At 61.6% G+C, this 21,653-nt stretch carries 22 protein-coding genes and 5 tRNA genes; 14 read left to right on the forward strand and 13 right to left on the reverse strand.

Annotated elements, in window-relative coordinates; genetic code table 11:
• Positions 1-29: 29 nt before the first annotated feature.
• Positions 30-1,154 carry a sterol desaturase family protein gene (locus tag M2375_RS16595; protein WP_259168975.1) on the reverse strand — a complete coding sequence of 375 codons (1,125 nt, stop codon included), beginning with the start codon at positions 1,152-1,154 and terminating at the stop codon, positions 30-32.
• Between the two features lie 375 nt (positions 1,155-1,529).
• Here M2375_RS16595 and M2375_RS16600 point away from each other — a divergent pair, with 375 nt between their 5' ends.
• Entirely contained in the window at positions 1,530-1,991 is a 462-nt protein-coding gene (locus M2375_RS16600) for an Lrp/AsnC family transcriptional regulator (protein ID WP_043341700.1), read from the forward strand.
• A gap of 138 nt (positions 1,992-2,129) precedes the next feature.
• Here the strand turns inward: M2375_RS16600 and hemP are convergent, their stop codons facing one another.
• The 8 genes from hemP to M2375_RS16640 all read right to left on the reverse strand — a co-directional run bounded on the left by hemP (position 2,130) and on the right by M2375_RS16640 (position 8,017).
• On the reverse strand, positions 2,130-2,330 hold the full coding sequence (gene hemP / locus M2375_RS16605) for a hemin uptake protein HemP (protein WP_259168978.1): 201 nt from the start codon (positions 2,328-2,330) through the stop codon (positions 2,130-2,132).
• Positions 2,331-2,495: 165 nt separating this feature from the next.
• Positions 2,496-3,545: a tripartite tricarboxylate transporter substrate binding protein gene (locus M2375_RS16610; protein WP_259169003.1), complete on the reverse strand. Its 1,050-nt coding sequence runs from the start codon at positions 3,543-3,545 to the stop codon at positions 2,496-2,498.
• Positions 3,546-3,789: 244 nt separating this feature from the next.
• Positions 3,790-4,203, reverse strand: coding sequence for a biopolymer transporter ExbD (locus M2375_RS16615; protein ID WP_259168980.1), 414 nt, complete (start codon positions 4,201-4,203; stop codon positions 3,790-3,792).
• A 2-nt stretch (positions 4,204-4,205) separates the two neighbouring features.
• Positions 4,206-4,931, reverse strand: coding sequence for a MotA/TolQ/ExbB proton channel family protein (locus M2375_RS16620; RefSeq protein WP_259168981.1), 726 nt, complete (start codon positions 4,929-4,931; stop codon positions 4,206-4,208).
• Positions 4,932-4,954: 23 nt separating this feature from the next.
• Complete coding sequence (locus M2375_RS16625) at positions 4,955-5,677, reverse strand: energy transducer TonB (RefSeq protein WP_259168982.1); 723 nt, start codon at positions 5,675-5,677, stop codon at positions 4,955-4,957.
• Positions 5,678-5,779: 102 nt separating this feature from the next.
• Complete coding sequence (locus M2375_RS16630) at positions 5,780-6,052, reverse strand: bacterioferritin-associated ferredoxin (RefSeq protein WP_259169004.1); 273 nt, start codon at positions 6,050-6,052, stop codon at positions 5,780-5,782.
• 470 nt (positions 6,053-6,522) lie between these two features.
• Positions 6,523-6,810: an SWIB/MDM2 domain-containing protein gene (locus M2375_RS16635; protein ID WP_021028612.1), complete on the reverse strand. Its 288-nt coding sequence runs from the start codon at positions 6,808-6,810 to the stop codon at positions 6,523-6,525.
• A 250-nt stretch (positions 6,811-7,060) separates the two neighbouring features.
• Positions 7,061-8,017, reverse strand: coding sequence for a DMT family transporter (locus M2375_RS16640; protein ID WP_259168983.1), 957 nt, complete (start codon positions 8,015-8,017; stop codon positions 7,061-7,063).
• Between the two features lie 451 nt (positions 8,018-8,468).
• Here M2375_RS16640 and aceA point away from each other — a divergent pair, with 451 nt between their 5' ends.
• Positions 8,469-9,800: an isocitrate lyase gene (gene aceA, locus M2375_RS16645; RefSeq protein ID WP_259168984.1), complete on the forward strand. Its 1,332-nt coding sequence runs from the start codon at positions 8,469-8,471 to the stop codon at positions 9,798-9,800.
• 134 nt (positions 9,801-9,934) lie between these two features.
• Positions 9,935-10,315, forward strand: a complete 381-nt coding sequence (locus M2375_RS16650) for a cupin domain-containing protein (RefSeq protein ID WP_259168985.1) — start codon at positions 9,935-9,937, stop codon at positions 10,313-10,315.
• 99 nt (positions 10,316-10,414) lie between these two features.
• On the opposite strand, the gene argG is transcribed toward M2375_RS16650, so the two are convergent.
• The 4 genes from argG to M2375_RS16670 all read right to left on the reverse strand — a co-directional run bounded on the left by argG (position 10,415) and on the right by M2375_RS16670 (position 13,757).
• Positions 10,415-11,752 carry an argininosuccinate synthase gene (gene argG, locus M2375_RS16655; protein ID WP_259168986.1) on the reverse strand — a complete coding sequence of 446 codons (1,338 nt, stop codon included), beginning with the start codon at positions 11,750-11,752 and terminating at the stop codon, positions 10,415-10,417.
• Between the two features lie 151 nt (positions 11,753-11,903).
• Positions 11,904-12,221: a pyrimidine/purine nucleoside phosphorylase gene (locus M2375_RS16660; RefSeq protein ID WP_182323647.1), complete on the reverse strand. Its 318-nt coding sequence runs from the start codon at positions 12,219-12,221 to the stop codon at positions 11,904-11,906.
• 179 nt (positions 12,222-12,400) lie between these two features.
• Positions 12,401-13,189 carry a glycine zipper 2TM domain-containing protein gene (locus M2375_RS16665; RefSeq protein ID WP_259168987.1) on the reverse strand — a complete coding sequence of 263 codons (789 nt, stop codon included), beginning with the start codon at positions 13,187-13,189 and terminating at the stop codon, positions 12,401-12,403.
• 205 nt (positions 13,190-13,394) lie between these two features.
• Positions 13,395-13,757, reverse strand: a complete 363-nt coding sequence (locus tag M2375_RS16670; RefSeq protein WP_259168989.1) for an ArsC family reductase — start codon at positions 13,755-13,757, stop codon at positions 13,395-13,397.
• 46 nt (positions 13,758-13,803) lie between these two features.
• Here M2375_RS16670 and folC point away from each other — a divergent pair, with 46 nt between their 5' ends.
• The 11 genes from folC (at position 13,804) to M2375_RS16725 (ending at position 21,653) form a co-directional block, all read left to right on the forward strand.
• Positions 13,804-15,123, forward strand: coding sequence for a bifunctional tetrahydrofolate synthase/dihydrofolate synthase (folC, locus tag M2375_RS16675; RefSeq protein ID WP_259168990.1), 1,320 nt, complete (start codon positions 13,804-13,806; stop codon positions 15,121-15,123).
• A 62-nt stretch (positions 15,124-15,185) separates the two neighbouring features.
• A complete protein-coding gene (locus M2375_RS16680; protein ID WP_259168991.1) occupies positions 15,186-16,148 on the forward strand; it encodes an SPOR domain-containing protein in 963 nt (320 codons plus the stop codon).
• A gap of 147 nt (positions 16,149-16,295) precedes the next feature.
• The gene (locus tag M2375_RS16685; RefSeq protein ID WP_310473183.1) at positions 16,296-16,817 is read left to right on the forward strand and encodes a CvpA family protein; all 522 of its coding nucleotides are present in this window, start codon (positions 16,296-16,298) and stop codon (positions 16,815-16,817) included.
• Between the two features lie 19 nt (positions 16,818-16,836).
• Positions 16,837-18,348, forward strand: coding sequence for an amidophosphoribosyltransferase (gene purF, locus M2375_RS16690; RefSeq protein ID WP_259168993.1), 1,512 nt, complete (start codon positions 16,837-16,839; stop codon positions 18,346-18,348).
• A 30-nt stretch (positions 18,349-18,378) separates the two neighbouring features.
• Positions 18,379-19,593: an O-succinylhomoserine sulfhydrylase gene (locus M2375_RS16695; protein ID WP_259168994.1), complete on the forward strand. Its 1,215-nt coding sequence runs from the start codon at positions 18,379-18,381 to the stop codon at positions 19,591-19,593.
• Positions 19,590-20,990 (forward strand): glutamate--tRNA ligase, encoded by a 1,401-nt coding sequence (gene gltX / locus M2375_RS16700; RefSeq protein ID WP_259168995.1) that lies wholly within the window; start codon positions 19,590-19,592, stop codon positions 20,988-20,990. Before M2375_RS16695 ends, gltX begins: the two co-directional genes overlap by 4 nt.
• A gap of 64 nt (positions 20,991-21,054) precedes the next feature.
• Positions 21,055-21,130 (forward strand) — tRNA-Ala (locus tag M2375_RS16705).
• Between the two features lie 37 nt (positions 21,131-21,167).
• Positions 21,168-21,243 (forward strand) — tRNA-Glu (locus M2375_RS16710).
• Between the two features lie 48 nt (positions 21,244-21,291).
• Positions 21,292-21,368: transfer RNA gene (locus M2375_RS16715), tRNA-Asp, on the forward strand.
• Positions 21,369-21,452: 84 nt separating this feature from the next.
• Positions 21,453-21,528, forward strand: a tRNA-Glu gene (locus tag M2375_RS16720).
• A 48-nt stretch (positions 21,529-21,576) separates the two neighbouring features.
• Positions 21,577-21,653: transfer RNA gene (locus M2375_RS16725), tRNA-Asp, on the forward strand.

A 21,653-nucleotide genomic window follows, 5' to 3' on the forward strand; every position in this document is an offset into this window, starting at 1 on the left:
GCGGGGCGACCCAGCGGCCAGGAGCGCGCTCAGCCTTTCCAGGTGAAGGGAAACTTCAGCTGCTTGAAAAAGCCATTGGGCACATAGTCGCCAAGCACGCCGTAATCGGTGGGCCAGACTTTGTCGCTTTTGACGGCGGTGCCAAACAGGTAATCCAGAAAGGCGAAGTGGGCGGCGTAGTTCTTGTCCAGCGCTTCGACGTCCTGGCTGTGGTGCCAGTGGTGGAAGTTGGGCGTGACGATGATATAGCGCAGCGGGCCCAGCCGCACGCTGACATTGGCATGGTTGAAGACCGCCTGGAAGCCGACGATGATGATGTAGGCATCGATCACCTCCTTGCTGAAGCCCAGCACATAGATGGGGGCGAGCACCAGGGTGCGGGTGATCAGCAGCTCCAGAATGTGCTGGCGCGAGCCGGCCAGCCAGTCCATGCTTTTGACGCTGTGGTGTACAGCATGGATGCGCCAGAGCAGGGGGACCTCATGGTAGGCGCGGTGCGTCCAGTACTGCACCAGATCGGCGACGAGGATGATCAAAAACAGCGCCACCCAGAAGTTGAGGTTGGCGACCCAGCCCCGGATGCCGTCATGCGCAGCCCAGCCAAAAAACTGGTGGACCATCAGGTTGGTGGCCAGCAGCACAAAGCCCACCACCATGTGGTTGACCAGAAAATGGTGAAAGTCGGTCTGCCACTCGGGGCGGAAGACCGGCTGGTCCTTGCGCAGCGCAAACAGCTTTTCAATGAAGATGAAAATCAGCGAGCTGCCCAGCAGATCCAGGATGAACCAGTCCAGCCCGATGTAGGGCGTATCGGTGGCAAACGTGCCCACGGGCACCTTGTTGCCGCCCAACAGCGCCGACAGCGCCACCAGGCCAAAGGCCGAGGCTGCCAGCCAGCGCACACGGCCCAGCACGATCAAGGCCACTGACAAGCCGCCGGCGATCACCATGCTCCAAAACAGCAGCTGGCGCATCAGATCGACGTTGTAGCTGCGGCGCAGCTCTGGCGTGGTGAGGTACTGCGGAAAGTGGAAAGCCAGTACCCCTAAAAAGCACATGGCCGCCAAGATCAGGGCAATCACCCCGGCCACCATGCCCTTGCCTGAGCGCAGCGCGCCATGGCTTTCAGACAGTTCGTTGAGTCGCTTAAACATAGCTGTTTATTGACCGGTCGTATGCGCTGATCTCCAACTCCTCAGCACTCGGAAGCGGTCTGTTGTTGTGGTTCCTGGGCGCCACTATGCCATGGGGCGGGCGCAAGGCGCGCTGGGAATGGGCTTGCAAATGCAATAGTTTTGTTACATAGAAGCCCGGTGCGCAATGCAACAGCCCCCATGGCAGCGGTAACTGCCTGGGGGCTGATGGAGAGAGGGGCTGCCGGTAAGCAGGCTCTGCCAGAAAGATGCTTCGGTAAAAGTGTTTCGATGCAGAAAGTATGCAGGCTTGGCTCGCAAAAAATATTTTGTTTTGCTGACCATTGCGCCTTAATATGGAAAAATATTCTGAATTTATGAATGGCGCAGAAAATCATGCTTCTTGATACCTTGGACCGCAAAATTCTCCGCCAGCTGCAACACAACAGCCGCGCCAGCCTGCAGGAGATTGGCCAGGCCGTGGGCTTGAGCGCATCGCCCTGCTGGGGCCGCATCAAAAAGATGGAAGAGGCTGGCGTGATCCAGGGCTACTCCGTGCGGCTGTCACCGCAGGCGCTGGGCTTGGGCGACACGGTGCTGGTGATGGTGACCTTGGACAGCCACAGCGACAACACGCTGGAGAAGTTTGGCGAGCTGCTCGCCACCATTCCCGAGGTGGTGGAGGCACATCTGGTATCGGGTGAGTACGACTACCTGCTGCGGGTGGTCGTCAAGGACACGCGAGACTATGAGCGGCTGCTGCGCGAGAAGCTCTACAAGATCAAGGGTATACGCCACAGCCAGTCGAGCTTTGTGCTGCGCACGCTCAAGCACGCGGATTTGCCGCTGGGGGTGTAGCAAGCCTGCCCCTTCGCATGCCCCGCGCACATCAAAAAGCCAACTTCAAGGAGTTGGCTTTTTTGCTGGCAGGTCGCTTGGCGCGTGCCCCGGCTTAGATCGGGGTCGCAGCAAGCGGCGGGTGCAGGAGCTTCTTGCTTACTTGGTCAGAATCAACTTGCCCAACTTGGTGGTCTGCAGGCGGTAGATGGCGCCGTTGTGGACAATGGACACCGCTTTGGCGCCTTGGAGCAGCTCGCTGCTCTCCAAGGCGGCCGAATGCGTGGCATGGCCTTGGGACACGCTGGCACTCTTGCTGGCGGCGGCGAGCGGGGTGGCGGGTTGGGCGATGGTTTGCATGGCAGTACTCACTGGGATAAAACTGAAGCAAATGATAACTATTCGCATTCCATGAGTCCAGTGTTTATTTGAAATCTCCCGGGCTAAAGGGTAAAAAACCACGGCGCTGGGACTTGCGCCGTGGCTGGTGGGGCGCTTTGCACGCCGACAGGGGCTGGAGATGGCTCAGGTAGGCTGCACGCCGGCATCCTGCAGCAGTTTTTTCCAGATCGGTAATTCACGGCGCCAGTCGTCCTGAAAGCGCGCTGGGCTGTCGTCGGTAAAAGGCACAAAGCCGGCCACCAGCACCCGGGCGTTTACGTCACGCGTCTGCAGGGCCTTGCGCACTTCGGCCCCCAGCTGCTCCACCACCGGCGCCGGGGTGCCGCCGGTCGCCGCTATCCCCAGCCAGCCGGAGATGGTGAAGGCCTCTTGCTTATGGCCTTGCTCGGCAAAGGTGGGGACATCGGGCAGGGCGGGTACGCGGTTGGGGCCGGTAAAGCTGATCGCGCGCAGCTTGCCGCTGTCGATATGCTGCTTGAGCGAGAGGATGCTGCCGATGCCCATCATCAGCTGGCCGCCCACGAGATCTTGCACCATGGGTGCCTCGCCCTTGTAGGCGATGTGGCTCATGTCTGCGCCTGTCATGTTGCTCAGGCTGGCGAGCACCATATGGCCTTGTGAGCCGATGCCGTAGCTGCCATACGAGAGCTTGCCTTTGTTGGCGCCGATGTAGGCAATCAACTCCTGCAGATTGCGCGCGGGGAGCTGGCTATTGGTTACCAGTACGATGGGTGCCCAGCAGATGCGCACCACAGGCACCATGTCCTTTTGCGGGTCGTAGGAGATCTTTTTGAACATGAACTGGTTGGACAGCATGGTGCTGGTCGTGCCCAGGGTGAGTGTGTGGCCATCGGCCGCCGCCTTGGCGACTGCATCGCAGGCCAACAAGCCCGCCGCACCCGGGCGGTTGTCAACAATGGCGGGCTGGCCCATCTGCTGGCCCAGCCGGTCGCTGACACTGCGGGCCAGCACATCGGTGGCGCCGCCTGGGGCGAACGGCACGATCACGCGCAGGGGCTTGGTTGGGAAGCTGGCCTTGTCAGCGGCCGCATGGGCGATGGGTGCCAGCGGCAGGCCGCTGGCGGCGGCTGCACTGGCAACGGCCAAGCGCAGCATCTGACGCCGGCGCAAGGGCGGGTGGGATGGGGATGGTGGGGTGCCGAACTTCTGCATCAATCGTTGTCTCCTCAATCTAGTAATAGTTGGGGGAGGCGCTGGTGATGGTCGGTTTGCCCGCCGCTGCTTCGGCCAGTACAGGTCGCCATGGCGCTTGTCCTGCAGTCCAGTTTAGGCAGCGCCGGCGCGCTTGTGGCGTCGCTTGGGCGTCACTGCGGGTAAATCGGGAGCCCTGCCTTGGCGGGCTGTGGGCGCATGAAAAAAGGGCTCCTGCTGGAGCCCTTGGCTGGGTGGTGGCGGTTTACTCGCCCACCTGGTCGGTGATAAAGCCGATCTTCTTCAAGTTGCTGCGCTGGGCAGCGGCCATGGCCTGGGCCACTTTTTCGTACTTCACATCGCGGGCGCCACGGATGTGCAGCTCGGGCTGGGGCTCCTTGCTGGCTTCGGCCTGCATGTTGGACTCCAGCTCCGCGTCGCTCACGGCCTTGCCGTTCCAGTTGTAAGTGCCATCGGTCAGGATGGCCAGCTGGATGGTGTCGGGCTTGGCGTCTTCCGGCGTGTTGACGGCGCGAGGCAGGTCGATGTTCACCGAGTGCTTCATCACCGGCACGGTGATGATGAAGATGATGAGCAGCACCAACATGACGTCTACCAGCGGCGTCATGTTGATCTCGTTCATGACCTCATCGGCATCGTCTTGCGTTCCAAAAGCCATGATCAGGCACCTTTCTTCAGCGGCGTGACCACCGCGCCAGGCTTGCTCGAATCAACATTCAGGCGGGTGCCGGTCACGAAGAAGGCGTGCAGGTCATGGGCGAAGCTGTTGAGGCGGTTGAGCACCGACTTGTTGCCACGCACCAGGGCGTTGTAGCCCAGCACCGCAGGAATGGCCACGGCCAGACCCAAGGCGGTCATGATCAGCGCTTCACCGATGGGGCCGGCGACCTTGTCGATGGAGGACTGGCCCGACATGCCGATGGCCACCAGCGCGTGGTAGATGCCCCAGACGGTACCAAACAGGCCGATGAACGGGGCGGTGGAGCCCACCGATGCCAGCACAGCCAGGCCGGATTGGGCGCGGGCAGTGAACTCATCGATGCCATTGCGCAGGCAGCGCGTGATCCAGTCGCTGACGTCCAGCGAGTCATGCAGGTGCTCGGCGGTCTTGCGGTGGTGGGCGGTGGCTTCGCGGCCCTCGATGGCCAATTGGCGGAAGGGGTTGTCACCCTGGTCGCCCAGCTTGCTCAGGCCGGCGGCGAAATCAGCGCTGTGCCAGAAATCCTGGGCATTGCGGGCGTATTTCTTGAAACGCATGATATCGATGGCCTTGATGACGATCACGATCCATGAGGCGAGTGACATGGCTACGAGAATGATCGCGACCGTCTTGGTCACGAAATCTCCCTGAGCCCAGACGTGGGCGATGCCGAATTGCGAGTCCATAACTGATCCTATTTCCGTACGATTTAATTGAGTTCCCACTTGATGGGCACGTTGACCCACATGGGCCGGGGAGTTCCGTTGGAGGTGCCTGCCTTGAAGCGCCACTTGCGCACCGTGTCGAGCGCAGACTGGTCCAGGCGGTCGTAACCGCTGGATTTTTTCAGCTGCAGCTCCTGGGGCTTGCCTTCTTCATCGATGAAGGCGCGCACGATCGTGGTGCCCGTCTCACCCATGCGGCGGCTGATGGCCGGGTACTGGGGTGCCGGGTTGTTCAGGTAGGCCGCATTGCTCGACGGTAGCTGGATCACCGGAGGCGGTGGCGGCGCTGGAGGTGCGGGCGGAGCCGGTGGTGGCGAAGGGGGCGCTGGCGGCGGTGCCTCGATGGGCGGTGCCGGCGGCTGGGCCTCCGTTGTGCCTGTTACCGCATTGGGCGCAGGCGTCGGATCCTTGATGGCTTGTGGCTTGGGCGCGGGTTTAGGCGCTGGCTTGGGTTTGGGTTGGGGGGCTGGCGCAGGTGGCGGTGGCTTGGGGGTGGGCGGCGGAGGCGGCGCAACCACAGGCATGACCTCGGGCGCAATCAGCTGCACCATCACTGGCTCTGGTTTGGGCAGCTCTAACGCCGCACTTTTGAGCAGGCCCGCTTGCAAGGCCCAAAGGCCTGCAACGTGCGCTGCCAGCACCGAACCCGTAACCACGATATTGCGCCCCAGTTTTTTGGAGGGGCTGTAAGGGTCTGGTGGAAGCATAAGGGCAATAAAAAATGCTGCAGCCCGAAGCCGCAGCACGGCAAATCAATGCGTTGGTGGCTTATTTCTGAAAGATCCACCAGAGAGAGGCAGCGACCAGAATCAGGCTGCCGAGGACAGCGGCGAAGAGTTCCATGCTTTGCTTTCCATGATGGCGGTGGCAAGCTGGACCGGGTGGACTGCTGCCTCATTGCGCAAGGCTGCAACCGGACGCGACGCGCTGCATTGTTCGACCACATCACGGGCGCAACCTTCGCAGCAGCCGCATTGCAGTCCAACACCCAGTTCAAACTGGATTTCATCGAACGACATGCCCGCATGCGCGTGGCGAGCGATCTCTTTGTCCGAGACTCTGCGGCAAACACAAACGATCATGGTCAGATGAGCAGCGTGGTGGCTGGCTAGTGAATAACTGATCGGAATTATAAATAAGAATTTGTCGCATTCGCAATAATCTCCTGACTGCAACAGGGGCTGCTGTCGGATATATCGCTTCTCCCCCTCTGAAGCCTGGGCCTGTTGATTCATTTTTATTGTTATGAATCAATAGTCTTTAAGAATAAACCAGATAGCTTTTGAAAACGAAAAATTGTGTGTATGCAGCGGCTGCAGCCGTGCCCGGGCGGCGACGGGGGTGCCAAAGGCATGGGTGCTGGTGCCACATGGGGCCAGCGGCAGCCGGGTGCAGGGGCCACCGGGGTGCAGGGGCCGTGCACAGCCACTGCTGGTGTGCAGCCTGAGCGGGAACCGACCAGCGAAAAAGCACGGGCGTAAAAAAACCAGCATGGTCTATGCTGGTTTTTTGTTGCAGCGCCAAGCGCTGGGCTGCCGGATGTCAGTGTGACTTACTTGACGTGCTTGCCGATCAGGCCGGCCATCTCGAACATCGACACTTGTGGCTTGCCAAACACCTTCTTGAGCTTGTCATCGGCGTTGATCATGCGCTTGTTGGCGGCGTCTTGCAGGTTGTGGGCCTTGATGTAGACCCACAGCTTGCTGATGATTTCCGTACGTGGCAATGGAGCGGTGCCCACCACAGCGCCCAGTTCGGGGCTAGGGGTCAACGGCTTCATGAAAGCTGCGTTCGGGGTGCGCTTCTTTGCAGGCGCTGCGGTCTTGGATGCGGTTGCCATGTTTTGGTTTCCTTGTGTCAATATCTCTATGCCAGCCAGAGTGTCCCTGCGCTGGTTACAGCCATGCTAACGGCAAAAAAACCGCTTTCCTAGGGAGCGCAGCATTTTTTTGCCTCGAAATGTTGCTTGTTTTAGCTTTGCTAACCTTTGTTCATACATCAAAGCTATCAAGCAGCCGGGTAGGGCGTTGATTCTTGTTGTTTTTGTACGTGGTCACACTGGCAGCATCGTACTGCGTCTTGCTACGGTGTCAATCGGGGTCGCGCTGCAAAACTGTCGGTGCTCTGCCACGGCGGGGCAGGGGAAGGGTGGTCAAGGCGAGGCTGCAGACGGCGATGGCGAAGGCCAGCAGTTGCAGCCCATTGAGCGATTCTCCCAAAAAGGCGACGCCAACCAGCGCGGTGGACAGCGGCAGCATCACCGTGAAAACGGCGCTTTGCGAGGCGGGCACGACTTGCAGCCCGGTCATCCACAGCCATACGGTGACCACGCAGGCCGCCAAGGCATAGCCCAGCAGCAGCAACCAGGTGGCGATGCCCACCTGGCCAAAGTCGAAGTGCCAGGCCAGGTACACACCAAACGGCAGGGTCAGCACAAAGCCCCAAAGGTTGATCAGTGCGGCAATGCGCTTGGGGCTCAAGCTGCTGGTGAGTTTCTTGCCAATCACGGCATAGATGGCCTCGCAGAACACGGCGCCTACCAGCAGGAGCTGTCCGAGGCCTTGGTTGCCCTGACCAGGCGTGGCAGCCGCGCCAGGGTGTGCATCAGCGCTGGGCTTGGCAAAGGCCATCAGCGCAATACCCAGCACCGCCAGGCTGATGGCCACCATGACGCGCAGGCTGATGCGCTCCTTGAGCACCAGCCAACTGAGCAGTGCAATGGCCGCGGGGATGGTGGCCAGGGTGACGCTGGCGGTCACGGCGCTGGTCATGGACACGCCGGTGATCATGCACAGGGTAAAGAGGAAATTGCCAAAAAACGATTCCAGAAACAGCAGCCACTTGGCTCTGGCGGGCAAGGCTGCCTCTTGGGCGGGGCGCTTGAGCCATCCGATCATGGCGACCCCACCGATGCCAAAGCGCAGCCATGCCAGCAGCAGCACCGGAAAGGTGGCGGCCAAGGGTTTGGACAGGGCCACATAGGCGCCGACCAAGGACATGCTGAGCGCCAGGTAGAAGTAGGCCAGGGGTTTGCTGTGAATGCGCATGGATGAATGGGCAAGAAAAAGGTATCCGGCAGGCCGAGCAAGCGCAAGAAACCTGTCACATCCGCTTTGCACAATGGGCCCAGCCGCATCATGCCGCAATCGGCCCGGCTTGGCGCGCCACGCGGCCAAGCCGGGGTCGCGGTCGTGCCAGCGCCATGGGCGCAGAAGCGCGATGGCGGCTGGAGGTTGCGGCGGTGAAAATGAGCTCTCACATTGTGAAATATCACAATATTGCATTGCACCAATATTTCTCAATATGAGAAATTGCATTTCGTAATATGAACTCGTATTAATAGATGATTGATTTTTAATAAATTAAAATTACTCTTATATAAGACATAAGACAAAATAGTTGGGCAGGGCAGGCGTACAGTTAGTGCCATGGACAGACGGTATCTGTCCACCGGTTTTCGATTCCTTTGTTCATCCACTTTGACCCCCAGGAGCTCCCATGACTCAGAAACTGAACCAGCAACTCAGCCGTGACCAGCAAATTGCCGCCCTTGAACTGGACTGGGCGCAAAACCCCCGTTGGAAAGGCGTGAAGCGCGGTTACTCCGCTGCCGATGTGGTGCGTCTGCGCGGCAGCGTGCAGCCCGAGTACACCTTGGCCCAGCGTGGTGCGCAGGTGCTGTGGGACAAGATCAATGGCGGTGCCAAAAAGGGCTATGTGAATGCCTTCGGTGCCATCACGGCAGGCCAGGCCATGCAACAGGCCAAGGCGGGCCTGGAGGCGGTGTACCTCTCGGGCTGGCAGGTGGCGGCCGATGGCAACACCTCGGAGACCATGTATCCCGACCAGTCGCTCTACGCCTATGACTCGGTGCCCACCATGGTGCGCCGCATTAACAACACCTTCAAGCGCGCTGACGAGATCCAGTGGGCCAAGGGCGTGAACCCGGGCGACAAGGAGTTCATCGACTACTTCCTGCCCATCGTGGCCGATGCGGAAGCGGGCTTTGGCGGCGTGCTCAATGCTTTCGAGCTGATGAAGAACATGATTGCCTCGGGCGCTGCTGGCGTGCACTTTGAAGACCAGCTGGCTGCCGTCAAGAAATGCGGCCACATGGGTGGCAAGGTGCTGGTGCCCACGCATGAAGCCTGCGAGAAGCTGATTGCCGCCCGCTTTGCGGCTGATGTGATGGGCGTGCCCACGATTGTGCTGGCCCGCACCGATGCCGAAGCGGCCAACCTGATCACCAGCGACCACGACGCCAATGACAAGCCCTTCCTGGTGGGCGAGCGCACGCAAGAAGGCTTCTACCGCGTCAAGAACGGTCTGGAGCAGGCCATCAGCCGTGGCGTGGCCTACGCGCCCTACGCCGATCTGGTGTGGTGCGAGACCGGCACGCCGGACCTGGGCTTTGCCCGCGAATTTGCCCAGGCCGTGCATGCCTCAAGCCCAGGCAAGCTGCTGAGCTACAACTGCTCGCCATCGTTCAACTGGAAGAAGAACCTTGACGACGCGACGATTGCCAAGTTCCAGGACGAGCTGGCGGCGCTGGGCTACAAGTACCAGTTCATCACCTTGGCCGGTATCCACAGCAACTGGTACAACACCTTCAAGTTTGCCCACGCCTATGCCCGTGGCGAAGGTATGAAGCACTACGTGGAGATGATCCAGGAGCCCGAATTCGCCGCCCGCGAGCAAGGCTACACCTTTGTGTCGCACCAGCAAGAAGTGGGCGCAGGCTACTTCGACGATGTGACCACGGTGATCCAGGGCGGCTCGTCTAGCGTCAAGGCGCTGACGGGTTCGACCGAGGAAGAGCAGTTCCACTGATCGGCAGCTGGCATACCCGCCAAGGCGGCCTGCGGGCCGCCTTTTTGCTGGTTTTTCTGCGGGGCCCCGGCGCTGCGCTGGCCGCCGCCAGATAATGCCTGCTTGCGCATTTGCGCAGTTCCTCGATCACCGCCATGTCCAACTCCGTTGCCCCCGTCGCCCCCAAGATCTCCATCATCCATTGGCCTGCCAAGACGCTGGTCAACCCCGTTATCGGCAAACCCAGGCGCCCGATCAGCGGCGAGACCGAGTACCAGACCATGAATGTGTTTGAGGGCCTGGGCGGCAAGGTCAGCTCGGGCACCTGGCAGTCCACCGCTGGCCGCTTCAGCTCCAATGTACAGGGCTATATTGAGTTTTGCGTTATCGTCGAAGGCGACTGCCGCCTGGTGGACCCCGATGGCACGGTGCACCACTTTGGCGTGGGCGACCATTTCATCATGCCCGAGGGCTGGACGGGCCATTGGGAGGTGGATGCCTTTGTGAAAAAGGTCTACCTGGTGGCGGAGGCCTGAGTGCGGCCCAGCCCCGCCGCACCCCGCCCATAAAAAAACCGCTGTGGCCTTCAAAGGCGCACAGCGGTTTTGTTTTGCGGGAAGGAATTCGCTTAGGAATTACTTCTTGTCGTTGCCCAGCTGGGGCAGTGCATGGTTGCCGCTGGCGGTCAGCAGGCCGGTCTGGGTGTAGATGGCCAGCTTGTCGCGGGTGTCCATCAGGTCCAGGTTGCGCATGGTCAGCTGGCCAATGCGGTCGGCGGGGCTGAACGGCGCGTCTTCCACCTTTTCCATCGACAGGCGCTCGGGCTTGTAGGTCAGGTTGGCAGATTCGGTGTTCAAGAGCGAGTAGTCATTGCCACGGCGCAGCTCCAGGGTCACGGTGCCGGTGATGGCGCGGGCCACCCAGCGCTGGGCGGTTTCGCGCAGCATGATGGCTTGCGGGTCGAACCAGCGGCCTTGGTACAGCAGGCGGCCCAGGCGCAGACCGTTGATGCGGTACTGCTCGATGGTGTCCTCGTTGTGGATGCCGGTGACCAGGCGCTCGTAGGCGATGTGCAGCAGGGCCATGCCCGGGGCTTCGTAGATGCCGCGGCTCTTGGCTTCGATGATGCGGTTCTCGATCTGGTCGCTCATGCCCAGGCCGTGGCGGCCGCCGATGCGGTTGGCTTCCAGGAAGAAGGCGACCGGGTCTTCGATGCGCTGGCCGTTCAGGGCCACGGGGCGGCCTTCTTCGAAGGTGATGGAGACTTCCTCGGCCTTGACTTCAACCTCGGGCTTCCAGAATGCCACGCCCATGATCGGGTTGACGATGCGGATGCCGCTGTTCAGGAACTCCAGGTCCTTGGCTTCGTGGGTGGCGCCCAGCATGTTGGAGTCGGTCGAGTAGGCCTTCTCCGCGCTCATCTTGTAGCCAAAACCTTCCTTGGTCATGAAGGCCGACATTTCGGCGCGGCCGCCCAGCTCGTCGATGAAGGTCTGGTCCAGCCAGGGCTTGTAGATCTTCAGCGCCGGGTTGGTCAAGAGGCCGTAGCGGTAGAAACGCTCGATGTCATTGCCCTTGAAGGTCGAGCCATCGCCCCAGATGTTGACGTCGTCTTCCTTCATCGCGGCCACCAGCATGGTGCCGGTCACAGCGCGGCCCAGCGGCGTGGTGTTGAAGTAGGTGATGCCGCCGGTGGAGATGTGGAAGGCACCGGCCTGGATGGCGGCAATTCCTTCGTTGGCCAGCTGGCTGCGGCAGTCGATCAGGCGGGCCTTCTCAGCGCCGTATTCCATCGCCTTGCGCGGGATCTCGTCGTAATCGGACTCATCGGGCTGGCCCAGGTTGGCGGTGTAGGCATAGGGCAGGGCGCCCTTGTTCTTCATCCAGCGCAGGGCAGCGCTGGTGTCAAGGCCGCCAGAAAAGGCGATGCCGACCTTCTGGCCGACGGGAACGTGTTGCAGGATGGTTTCCATGGTGTTGCTTTTCTCTAAAAACAGGCACTGCTGCGGTTGTATCGGGAGGGGCCTGGGTAGGGCGACCGGCCTGAAAGATAAAACGTCTGCAGCGTTGGGGGTCTGCGCAGAACCGTGCCACAGAGAGGCGGGCCCGGCGCAAGCTCCGGAATCAGGCGTAGTGGCAGATGTAGTGGTAGGCCTCGGCCACGCGGATGTCGAACTTGCTGTTGGCCGGCACGCTGAACTTGTCGCCAGGGCCGGACTTTTGCCATTCATCGCTGCCGTCGAGCTTGTACTCGCAGGCGCCGGCAACGCATTCCATGATCTCGGCAGCTGCCGTGCCAAAGGTCAAGCTGGCTGCGAGCACCACGCCGACCGATTGCTTGGTGCCATCGGCCAGCTGGTAGCTGTGGCTGACGCACTTGCCATCAAAATAAACATTGGCCTTGGTGGTGAGGCGTACGCCGTCAATGCTCTCAGTGATCATGGAAGACAACAGGTAAAGAGGAAAACTGCCATTGTAGGCGAGCCCTTTGCCCGTCTCTCCAACATGGTGGGGCAGTTGAGCGGCGCGGCGGGCATAAAAAAGCAGCAGTGCGTCTGCACTGCTGCAGGTCGTTAAGCCTGGGCCAGTCGCCTGGCTGCGGGCTGGCGATGTGGTTTGGCTTAGCGCCAGTGGCCGCGGTGGCCGCCCCAGTAACCGCCCACGCCAATCTGCACCGAAGGCTGCAGCATGACGGGCGGCGGTGCATAGTACACCGGCGCCGGCGCGACATAGACGGGAGGCGGTGCCACATAAACCGGCTGCTGGTACACGGGCTGGCGGCTGACGACGACGCCCGGCTCGGGCATGGCGCTGGCATAGTCCTGCGCTGGCGGGCTGTCATAGGCCGGTGCGGCGGGCTGCACGCTCAGTGGCAGCCATTCGCCCGGTGCGGTGGCCGTGCGCGTGTTGTAGCGGCGGCCCGCGTATTCATACTCCACGTGGTAGCCATCGGGCTCGTTTTGCGTGGTGTACTGGTTGGCGCATTGGCGCACCGTCTGGTAGCTGGGGACGCCGCCTTCGAGCTGGTTGCCGATGGCTGAGCCGGCAATCAGGCCTGCGCCGGTAGCTGCCGCGCGGCCAAAGCCATGGCCCACGCCATTGCCCAGCAGACCACCGACGACGGCGCCGGTAAGCGCTCCAACACCGGAGTTGCGTTGGCCCGTGTAGACCTGCTGGTCATTGCAGACGGTTTGGGGCGTGCTGACCTGGCGGTAGGCTGGCGTGACCGACAGCACCTTGCCGTAAGGCTGCTCGCCCGCCGGCAGCGGCGGCTGCGCGCCGGGGGCTTGCTGCGGCAAAAAGGGATCAGACGACGGGGAATAACTTTGGGCCCAGACCGAGGGGCTGGCAGCGGCCAATGTGGACAGGGCGGCCAGCACGATCAGGCGGGCCGAGAGCAGTTGTGGCATACATGCCTCCAAAAAAGCATAAAAGCGGCTGGGTGTTCAACGCGCCAGTGCCAGGACTGGGCGACACGCTTTACACGGGTCAGCACAAATATCTAAGACCTGGTGGCCCGCATAAAGTTCAGCATGGCCGCATCCTGGCCCCGTCTTGTATCGGCCGCATGTGCATCGGTAAAGCCCAGGTGAATGCCGTCTGCGTCCCGTTGGATCAGGCGATCTTGCTGCGCCACAGCGCCTCGTCAAAGCCCACGGTGACCGAGCCATCGGCCCATTCCACCACTGGGCGCTTGATCACGCTGGGGTTGGCAATCATCAGCGCGCTGGCGCTTTCTGCGTCGGCCACCGCCTGCTGCACGGCAGGGTCCAGCTTGCGCCAGGTCGTGCCTTGGCGGTTGACCAGCTTTTCCCAGCTGGCCTGGGCGATCCAGTCGGGCAGATGGCTGGCGGGCACGCCGGCTTTCTTGAAATCGTGGAACTGGTGGCTTGCGCCCTGTGCATCCAGCCAGGTGCGGGCTTTTTTGACGGTGCTGCAGTTGGGGATGCCGTAGACGGCAATGGTGTGGTTACTCATGGGCGGCAATGATGACACAGCCGCAATTACGCGACAATCTGGCCCCATGCAAACCCGTTTCGACACCTTGGATCAGTGGCTGGCCCACTGCGAGCAGCTACATCCCAAAACCATTGACATGGGGCTGACCCGCGTCAAGGCCGTTGCAGAGCGCCTGGCGCTGCGCTTTGCCTGCCCGGTCATCACGGTGGCCGGCACCAATGGCAAGGGCTCGACCTGCGCCATGCTGGAGGCCGTGGCACTGGAGTCGGGCTACCGCCCCGGCGTGTTCACCTCGCCCCACCTGGTGCATTTTGAAGAGCGCTGCCGCGTGCACGGCGAGATTGTCGCCGCCGCTGATCTGCTGGCGCATTTTGAAGCTGTTGAACAAGCCCGCTTGCAGGCGCCAGAGATTTCGCTGAGCTATTTCGAATTCACCACCCTGGCTATCCTGCGCCTGCTGAGCCAGGCCAAACTGGATGTGGCCATTTTGGAAGTGGGCCTGGGCGGGCGGCTGGATGCCACCAATATCATCGACACGGACTGCGCGGTCATCACCAGCATCGACCTGGATCACATGGAGCTGCTGGGCCCCGACCGCGAATCGATTGGCCGCGAGAAGGCCGGCATCATGCGGCCGGGCAAGCCTGCGGTGGTCAGCGATCCGGTGCCACCGCAAAGCGTCATCGACTACGCCCAGAGCATTGGCGCCGACCTGTGGCGCTTTGGCCGCGATTTCAACTACGAAGGCGACAAGCAGCAGTGGAGCTGGGCGGGGCGCGGCCGGCGCTATGCCGGCATGGCCTATCCCGCGCTGCGCGGGGCCAACCAATTGGTCAATGCCTCCGGGGTGCTGGCGGCCTATGAAGCTTTGCGCCAGGTGCTGCCGGTCACGGCCCAGGCGGTGCGCAATGGGCTGGCCATGGTGGAGCTGCCCGGCCGTTTCCAGATCGTGCCCGGCCAGCCCGCGCTGGTGCTGGATGTCGCGCACAACCCCCATGCGATTGCCGCGCTAACGGCCAATCTGGATGCGATGGGCTACTTCCCCACCACCCATGCGGTGTTTGGCGCCATGCATGACAAGGACCTGACGCCGATGCTGCGCAAGCTCGCTCCCCTGGTGGAGCGCTGGTATTTCTGCGATCTGCCCACGGATCGTGCAGAAAAGGCGGTGGACCTGCAGTCCAAATGGAATGCCGTGCACCTGCTGTCCAACCAAAGCCGCGATGTGGCTACAGCTTGTTACCCCGACCCCATGGCCGCATTCCAAGCGGCCGTCGAGGCGGCAGGGCCCGCTGATAGAATCGTTGTTTTCGGCTCGTTCTACACGGTGGGCGGGGTCTTGAAGAATGGGGTGCCACGGCTCGATGCCAAGCACCTGACCTAACAGCGGCCCTTCAACGGCGCCGCTCCCAGCGACCTGTTTTCAAGCTCCACCTCCAATCGTCCATGGCAATTTTCAATCTTCGATGGCCCGGCAAAAAGCAGCAAGAAGCTGAGAGTCAGCGCGTTATTCGTGCGCCGCGCAGCAATCCTGCTGAAAGTGTGGATGCCATGCGCCGGCGTGCGCGCCACCGCCTGATTGGTGCCACGGTGCTGGTGCTGGCGGCCATCATCGGTTTTCCGATGCTGTTCGACACCCAGCCCCGCCCGGTGCCCGTCAATGCGTCGATCGAGATTCCTGACCGCGAGCGGGTAGCCGCCTTGGCCGTGCCGCCAGCGTCCAATGCAGCAACCCCGCACACCAGCCATGCGGGCAATGACAATGGCCTCGATGCGGGTGAAGAGATTGTGGGTGCGCGAAGCAACGCATCCAGCCCCGCTGCTTCGGCCCCGGTGGCCGCTGCGGCAGCAACAGCCGCCTCGGCCGCTGCCGCCGCAGCTGCAGCCAAACCAGCGGTGACGCCAGCCAAGCCTGCGGCCACGCCGGCCAAGCCCGAACCTGCGGCCAAGCCCGAGCCCAAGCCGGCGGCCAAACCTGAACCCAAACCCGACACCAAGCCAGAGCCCAAGCCGGAAGCCAAACCCAAAGAGGAGCCCAAGCCCAAGCCGGTGGAGCCCGCCAAGCCCAAGCGCGATGACGAGGCCGACCGCGTGCGCGCGATGATGGAGGGGCGTGCCTCTGCGGCCGCCGCGGCGGCCCCTGCTGCTGCTGCACCTGCCGCCAAGCCAGCGGCGGCAGCCGGCCGCTATGCCTTGCAAGTAGGGGCTTTTGCCGAAGAGAGCAAGGCTGCCGAGGTGCGGGCCAAGCTGCAGATGGCCGGGGTGGCAGCCTATACGCAGTCGATCAAGACGGCGTCCGGCACCCGCATTCGGGTGCGGGTTGGGCCCTTTAACAGCAAGGAAGAGGCCGATAGCGCCGCAGCCAAGGTGAGGGCGCAAGGCCTGCCCGCTGCCCTGCTGCCGCTGTAAAGCCCATAACTCGCCCGTCCCTTCACGCCGTGTCTTCCTCTCCCAGCGCCTTTGGGCCGCTCCGAAACCGCCCCGGCCAGCGACTGGGCCTGACCGACCTGCCCGGTGGACTGCGGGCGGGGTGTTGAGGTGGCGGCACTGGATTGGGTGTTTGTCGTGATCCTGCTGGGCTCGGTGCTGATCGGTGCTTGGCGCGGTCTGGTGTTCGAGGTGCTGTCGCTGATCAGCTGGGTGCTGGCATTTTTTGCGGCGCGCCTGTGGGGCGCCCAGGTGGGCATGTGGTTGCCAATGCAGGATGTCGACGAGGGCGTGCGCAGCGGCGCAGGCCTTGTGATCGTCTTCATTGCCGCCATCTTTGCCTTGGGCATGGTGATCTGGATGCTTGGCAAGCTGGTCAAGATGGTGGGCTTGCGCCCCTTTGACCGCGCGCTGGGCGGAATGTTTGGCGCGCTGCGCGGCCTGTTACTACTTGTACTTATCGCTCTGGTTTTTATGCTGACGCCGATGCGGGAATCGCAAATCTGGAACACTTCAGTCTTTGCACCTTATCTGGTGTCGGCAGTGTCAGTGTTGCGGCCATGGATGCCGCAAGAAATGGGAAGACATTGGTCTTCGCTGGTGGACCAGCTCACCGAGGCTGGTTCACGCATCGCGGCAGAGCCGCGTTAACGTTTTTGGAACGCTCAATATGTGTGGAATCGTCGGAGTCGTCAGTAGCACGCCGGTCAATCAATTGATCTATGACGCGCTGTTGCTGCTGCAACACCGTGGACAGGATGCGGCAGGCATTGCAACGCAGCAGGGACGCAAGTTCTTCATGCACAAGGCCAAGGGCATGGTCAAGGATGTGTTCCGTACCCGCAATATGCGGGCCTTGCCCGGCAATGTGGGTTTGGGCCAGGTGCGCTACCCCACGGCAGGCAATGCCTACAGCGAAGAGGAAGCCCAGCCGTTCTACGTGAATGCGCCTTTTGGCATTGTGCTGGTGCACAACGGCAACCTGACCAATGCGGTCGAGCTGCGCAAGGAGCTGTTCTCCACCGACCACCGCCACACCAATACCGACAGCGATTCGGAAGTGCTGCTCAATGTGTTTGCGCATGAGCTGGAGCGCGCCACCCACGGTGTGCCGCTGCAAAAAGAGGATGTGTTCAACGCCATCCGCGCGGTGCACAAGCGCGTGCAGGGCTCCTACGCGGTGATTGCGCTGATTGCCGGCCACGGCGTGGTCGCTTTCCGCGACCCCAATGGCATTCGCCCGCTGTGCATTGGCCGTGGCGCCGATGGCACCGTGATGGTGGCCAGCGAATCGGTGGCGCTTGAAGGCACGATGCAGCAGCTGGAGCGCGATGTTGCCCCGGGTGAGGCGGTCTTCATCAGCGACGATGGTTCGCTGACCTTTGCGCAATGCGCAGAAGCGCCGAGCCTGCACCCCTGCATTTTCGAGTTTGTCTACCTGGCCCGCCCGGATTCGGTGCTCGACGGCATGTCGGTCTACCAAGCCCGCCTGAACCTGGGTGAAACCCTGGCCAAGCGGGTCATCTCGATGGTGCCGCCCAACGAGATCGATGCGGTCATTCCGATCCCTGAATCGAGCCGTCCCAGCGCCATGCAGCTGGCCCAGCTGCTGGGCAAGCCTTACCGCGAAGGTTTTGTGAAGAACCGCTATGTGGGCCGCACTTTCATCATGCCGGGCCAGGGCGCGCGCAAAAAGTCGGTGCGCCAGAAGCTTAACGCCATCGGCAGCGAGTTCAAGGGCCGCAATGTGCTGCTGGTCGATGACTCCATCGTGCGCGGTACGACCTCCAAGGAAATCGTGCAGATGGCCCGCGATGCCGGCGCCAACAAGGTCTACCTGGCCAGCGCTGCGCCACCGGTGCGTTTCCCGAACGTTTACGGTATTGACATGCCGACGGCCAAGGAGCTGGTAGCCCATGACCGCAGCCTGGAAGAGATTCGCCAGTACATCGGCTGCGACGCGCTGATTTACCAGGATGTCGATGGCATGAAGAACGCGGTAGGCAAGCTCAACACGGGCGTGCATGGCTTTGAAGCCTCGTGCTTCGATGGCGTCTATGTCACCGGCATCACGCCCGAGGGCATCTCGCAGGTCAATGAAGGCCGTGTGGCGATCGAAGAGGATGATCTCGATACTTCGCGTCTGTCGCTGCGCAATGCCGATGTGACGGATGCGGCTTGATGGCGGCTTTGCTGCTGCTTGGGAATAAGAATGACTGATAAGAAATTGCCGCCGGGCTTGCATCCCGATACCTTGGCGGTTCGTGAGGCGGTGGAGCGCAGCCAATGGGGCGAACACAGCGAAGCCCTGTACCTGGCCAGCAGCTTTGTGCAGCCCAATGCCGAGACGGCGGCACGCCGCTTTGCCGCGCAGGAAGAAGGCTACACCTACACCCGCACGGGCAACCCCACGGTGACCAGCTTTGAGCGCCGACTGGCAGCGATGGAGGGCACCGAGTGCGCCATTGCCACGTCCACGGGCATGTCCGCGATCTTGCTGGTCGCCTTGACCGTGCTGAAGACCGGTGACCATGTGGTCTGCTCGCAGTCCATGTTCGGCTCGACCATCAAGCTGCTGGGCACCGAGATGGCACGCTTTGGCGTGGAGACCAGCTTTGTGTCGCAAACCGATGTGGACGCCTGGAAGGCGGCCATCCGCCCCAACACCCGGTTGCTGTTTGCCGAAACGCCGACCAACCCGCTCACCGATTTGTGCGATATCGCCGCGCTGGCTGAGCTGGCGCACGCGCATGGCGCCTTGCTGGCTGTGGACAACAGCTTTGCCACGCCCGTGCTGCAGCAGCCGGTCAAGCTCGGTGCGGATCTGGTGGTGCATTCGGGTACCAAGTTCCTGGACGGCCAAGGCCGCGTGATGGCAGGCGCTGTCTGCGGCACGGTCGCGCTGGTGGACAAGGTCATGGGCACCTTTTTGCGCAGCGGTGGTTTGAACCTCTCGCCGTTCAATGCCTGGGTGGTGATGAAGGGCATGGAAACCTTGTCGCTGCGCGTGAAGGCTGAAAGCGCCTCGGCGCTGGAGCTGGCCCGCTGGCTGGAAGGCCACCCCAAGGTGGCGCGGGTGTACTACCCTGGCTTGGAGAGCCACCCCCAGCATGCGCTGGCGATGCGCCAGCAAAATGGCATGGGCGGCGCTGTGCTGGCCTTCGATGTGGTGGGCCAGGGGGCCGAGCAGCTCCGTGCTAATGCCTTCCACGTGGTCGACAGCACCTTGCTGTGCTCGATCACCGCCAACCTCGGTGATGTGAAGACCACCATCACCCACCCTGCCAGCACCTCGCATGGCCGGCTGACCGAAGAGCAGCGCCAGTCCGCTGGCGTAGGCCAGGGCCTGGTTCGCATCTCCGTCGGCCTGGAACACCTGGATGATTTGAAAGCCGACCTGCTGCGCGGCCTGGACACCCTGACATGAGCACCAAAGTACGTACCCGTTTTGCCCCATCGCCCACCGGTTTCATCCACCTGGGCAATATCCGCTCGGCCCTCTACCCCTGGGCTTTTGCGCGTGCCAGCCAGGGCGATTTCATCCTGCGCATCGAAGACACGGACTTGGAGCGTTCCAACCAGGCATCGGTCGATGTGATTCTTGAAGGCATGGCCTGGTTGCAGCTGGACCCCAATGAGGGACCGTTCTACCAGATGCAGCGCATGGACCGCTACAAAGAGGTGCTGGCCACCTTGCTGGAAAAAGGCTATGTCTACCCCTGCTACATGCGCATGGAAGAGTTGGACGCACTGCGTGAAAAGCAGATGGCCAACAAGGAAAAGCCGCGCTATGACGGCACCTGGCGCCCGGAAGAGGGCAAGGTGTTGCCGCCGGTACCCGAGGGCGTCAAGCCCGTGCTGCGCTTCAAGACCCCGCTGACCGGCGTCGTGGCCTGGGAAGACAAGTGCAAGGGCCGCATCGAGTTCCAGAACACCGAGCTGGATGACCTGGTGATCGCCCGCCCCGATGGCACGCCCACCTACAACTTCTGCGTCTGCGTCGATGACATGGACATGGCCATCACCCACGTGATCCGGGGTGACGACCATGTCAACAACACGCCGCGCCAGATCCATATCTTTGAAGCGCTGGGTGCCGATGTGCCGGTGTTTGCCCATTTGCCCACCGTGCTCAACGAGCAAGGCGAGAAGATGAGCAAGCGCAATGGCGCCAAGCCGGTGACGCAGTACCGTGACGAAGGTTATCTGCCCGACGCCATGGTGAACTACCTGGCGCGCCTGGGTTGGAGCCATGGCGATGACGAGATTTTCTCGCGCCAGCAGTTCCTGGAGTGGTTCAACCTGGACCACCTGGGCCGCAGCGCGGGCCAGTTTGACGATGCCAAGCTGCGCTGGGTCAATGCCCAGCACATGAAGCTGACGCCCGATGACGAGCTGGCTGCCATGCTGACCCCGTTTCTGAAGAACTTGGGTCTGGACAGCATCACCGTGAGCGACGGTCGCCTGCCGCGCATCTGCGCGCTGTTCAAGGACCGCTGCGACACCTTGGTGGACCTGGCGCAATGGGCTCGCGTGTTCTACGAAGATGCCCAGCCCAGCGCCGAAGACCTGGCCACCCATGTGACGCCTGAGATCATTCCGGTGATCGATGCCTTGCTGCAGATGCTGCAGCAGAGCGATTGGAGCAAGGAGGCGATTGCTGCCTGCTTCAAGCAGGTGCTCAAGGAACACGGCATCAAGATGCCGCAACTGGCCATGCCGGTGCGTGTTTTGGCCGTCGGTACGGCCCACACACCGTCGGTCGATGCGGTGCTGGCATTACTCGGTCGTGAAAAAATTATCGAAAGACTGCAAAAGCGCTGAAATACGCCCTATAATTCGAGTCTTCGGTGAGCAGCAACAAGTAATTGTAAAGCTTGCCGATTTTGGGGGTATAGCTCAGCTGGGAGAGCGCTTGCATGGCATGCAAGAGGTCATCGGTTCGATCCCGTTTACCTCCACCAAGGATTATCAGAAGCGAGAAATCGGTTCTTAGGTTATGACCCTATCGTCTAGAGGCCTAGGACATCACCCTTTCACGGTGAGTACCGGGGTTCGAATCCCCGTAGGGTCGCCAAGTTTGAAGCGCTTGATGCTATATAATAGCTAGCAAAGCTTCCTGCCAGGAGTGGTAGTTCAGTTGGTTAGAATACCGGCCTGTCACGCCGGGGGTCGCGGGTTCGAGTCCCGTCCACTCCGCCAGTTTGGTTAGTCGCTCGACAAGAAGCGCCTTTGTTTAAAGAGGGCGCTTTTTTAATCGATTGCCGCAAGGCAAGTCCAGGTTTTGACCCTATCGTCTAGAGGCCTAGGACATCACCCTTTCACGGTGAGTACCGGGGTTCGAATCCCCGTAGGGTCGCCAAGTTTGAAGCGCTTGATGCTATACAATAGCTAGCAAAGCTTCCTGCCAGGAGTGGTAGTTCAGTTGGTTAGAATACCGGCCTGTCACGCCGGGGGTCGCGGGTTCGAGTCCCGTCCACTCCGCCA

It is taken from the genome of Comamonas sp. BIGb0152 (genome assembly GCF_024809975.1).
Classification (GTDB): domain Bacteria; phylum Pseudomonadota; class Gammaproteobacteria; order Burkholderiales; family Burkholderiaceae_C; genus Comamonas.